Origin of the sequence: Aeromonas sp. 602658 (genome assembly GCF_049173005.1) — a bacterium.
Taxonomy (GTDB): Bacteria; Pseudomonadota; Gammaproteobacteria; order Enterobacterales; family Aeromonadaceae; genus Aeromonas; species Aeromonas veronii_A.
Genome location: NZ_JAAKRF010000062.1, coordinates 1 through 2955, shown reverse-complemented (window position 1 = coordinate 2955; position 2955 = coordinate 1). Strand labels below are relative to the sequence as shown.

General features: G+C 62.1%; 2 protein-coding genes. Both read left to right on the top strand.

The window, feature by feature from the left end:
• The first annotated feature begins 1 nt into the window (after position 1).
• Positions 2-925, top strand: a complete 924-nt coding sequence (glyQ, locus tag G5253_RS20400; protein WP_005339464.1) for a glycine--tRNA ligase subunit alpha — start codon at positions 2-4, stop codon at positions 923-925.
• A gap of 9 nt (positions 926-934) precedes the next feature.
• A partial coding sequence (glyS, locus tag G5253_RS20395) for a glycine--tRNA ligase subunit beta (RefSeq protein WP_421204160.1) occupies positions 935-2955 on the top strand: 2021 nt, incomplete at its 3' end.

Genomic DNA, 2955 nt, shown 5'->3' with positions numbered 1-2955 from the left:
TATGCAAAAATTCGATGTCAAAACCTTTCAGGGCCTGATCCTGCAGCTGCAGGACTATTGGTCCCGCCAGGGCTGTACCATCATTCAGCCGCTGGATATGGAAGTGGGTGCCGGTACTTCCCACCCCATGACCTGTCTGCGTGCCCTGGGCCCGGAGCCCATCGCCTGCGCTTACGTGCAACCGTCCCGCCGTCCGACTGACGGCCGCTACGGTGAAAACCCGAACCGCCTGCAGCACTACTACCAGTTCCAGGTGATCATCAAGCCTTCCCCCGACAACATTCAGGAACTCTATCTGGGCTCCCTGAAAGAGCTGGGCATGGACCCTGAAATCCATGACATCCGCTTCGTGGAAGACAACTGGGAAAACCCGACTCTGGGTGCCTGGGGTCTGGGTTGGGAAGTGTGGCTGAACGGCATGGAAGTGACCCAGTTCACCTACTTCCAGCAGGTTGGCGGCCTCGAGTGCAAGCCGGTCACCGGCGAGATCACCTACGGTCTCGAGCGTCTGGCCATGTACATTCAGGGCGTGGACAGCGTCTACGATCTGGTCTGGTCTGACGGCCCGCTGGGCAAGACCACCTACGGCGACGTGTTCCACCAGAACGAAGTGGAGCAATCCACCTACAACTTCGAACACGCCGATGTGGAGTTCCTGTTCCACTGCTTCGAGCAGTACGAGAAGGAAGCCCAGAATCTGCTGGCACTGGAAAAACCGCTGCCGCTGCCTGCCTACGAGCGCATCCTCAAAGCCGCTCACTCCTTCAACCTGCTGGATGCCCGCAAGGCCATCTCGGTCACCGAGCGTCAGCGCTACATCCTGCGCATTCGCACCCTGACCAAGGCCGTGGCAGAGGCATACTACGCCTCCCGCGAAGCGCTGGGTTTCCCTATGTGTCAGCGCAGTGAGAACAAGCAAGGTTAAGGAACGGACATGGCACAACATACATTTCTGGTAGAGATCGGTACTGCTGAGCTGCCGCCCAAAGCCCTGCGCTCCCTGGCCGAAGCCTTTGCCGACAACTTCAAAGCCGAACTGACCAAGGCCGATCTGGCCTTCGGCGACATCGAGTGGTTTGCTTCACCGCGTCGTCTGGCGCTGAAGGTAAGCGAGCTGGCTGGCGAACAGCCGAGCAAGAGCGTCGAGAAGCGCGGCCCGGCCGTAGCGCAGGCGTTCGATGCCGAAGGCAAGCCGACCAAGGCAGCCGAAGGCTGGGCCCGTGGCAACGGCATCACTGTTGAGCAGGCCGAGCGTCTGGTCACCGACAAGGGCGAGTGGCTGGTTCACACCGCCAAGGTCGAAGGCCGTCCGGCCAAAGAGTTGCTGGGTGAACTGGTCGCCTCTGCGCTGGCCAAGCTGCCGATCCCGAAGATGATGCGCTGGGGCGACAAGACCATCCAATTCGTGCGTCCGGTGTTCACCGTGACCCTGCTGCTGGATGGCGAGCTGGTTCCCACCCACATTCTGGGTATCGACTCTGCCCGCACCATTCGCGGCCACCGCTTTATGGGCGAGAGCGAGTTCACCATCGACAACGCCAGCCAGTACCCGCAGATCCTGCAGGAGCGCGGCATGGTGATTGCCGACTTCATGGCGCGCAAGGCCAAGATCAAGGCTGACGTCGAAGCGGCCGCTGCCGCCTTCGGTGGCGTAGCCGATCTGGACGACGCCCTGCTGGAAGAAGTGACCGCACTGGTCGAGTGGCCTGTGGTGCTGACCGCCAACTTCGAAGAGAAGTTCCTGGCCGTGCCGGCTGAAGCGCTGGTGCACACCATGAAGGGTGACCAGAAGTACTTCCCGGTCTACGACAAGAACGGCAAGCTGCTGCCGAAGTTCATCTTCGTCACCAACATCGAGTCCAAAGACCCGAGCCAGATCATCAGCGGCAACGAGAAGGTGGTTCGCCCCCGTCTCTCTGACGCCGAGTTCTTCTTCAAGACCGACCTCAAGCAGACCCTGGCCTCCCGCCTGCCGCGCCTTGAAACCGTGCTGTTCCAGCAACAGCTGGGTACCGTCAAGGCCAAGGTCGAGCGCATCGAGACCGTTGCCGGCTTTATCGCCGAGCGCATCAGTGGTGGCGATAGTGCCGTCGTGACTCAGGCCCGCCGTGCCGGTCTGCTCTCCAAGTGTGATCTGATGACCAACATGGTCGGCGAGTTCACCGACACCCAGGGTGTCATGGGGATGCACTACGCCCGTCACGATGGCGAAGACGAAGCGGTGGCCGTGGCCCTCAACGAGCAGTACATGCCGCGCTTTGCCGGTGATGCCCTGCCGTCCGGTCTGGTTGCCTGCGCCGTCGCGCTGGCCGACAAGTTCGACACCCTGGCCGGTATCTTCGGCATCGGCATGCTGCCGAAGGGTGACAAGGACCCGTTCGCCCTGCGTCGCGCCGCCATCGGTGCCCTGCGCATCATGACCGAGAAGCAGCTGGATCTGGATCTGGTTGAACTGGTTGAAGAAGCGGTACGCGTCTACGGCGACAAGCTGACCAACAAAACCGTCGTCACCGACGTGGTCGACTTTATGCTGGGCCGCTTCCGCGCCGCCTATCAGGACGAAGGCATCGGTGCCGACGTGGTGCTGGCCGTGCTGGCCCGCCGCCCGACCCGTCCGCTCGACTTCGATCGTCGCGTCAAGGCCGTCAGCCACTTCCGCACCCTGGATGCCGCACTGGCACTGGCTGCCGCCAACAAGCGCGTGAGCAACATTCTGGCCAAGGTCGAAGGCGAACTGCCGACTGCCGTCAAACCGGAATTGCTGGTCGATGCCGCCGAGAAGGCGCTGGCCACCCAGGTTGCCGAACTGCAAGCCGAACTGGCCCCGCTGTTCGCTGCCGGTGACTATCAGGCTGCCCTCACCCGTCTGGCCGCCCTGCGCGAGCCGGTCGACACCTTCTTCAACGAAGTGATGGTGATGGCCGACGACGAGGCCCTCAAGGCCAACCGTCTGGC

Bases quoted from the DNA above. Each gene is read 5' to 3' on its own strand.
- glyQ (WP_005339464.1), top strand. From the start codon at position 2: ATGCAAAAATTCGATGTCAAAACCTTTCAGGGCCTGATCCTGCAGCTG.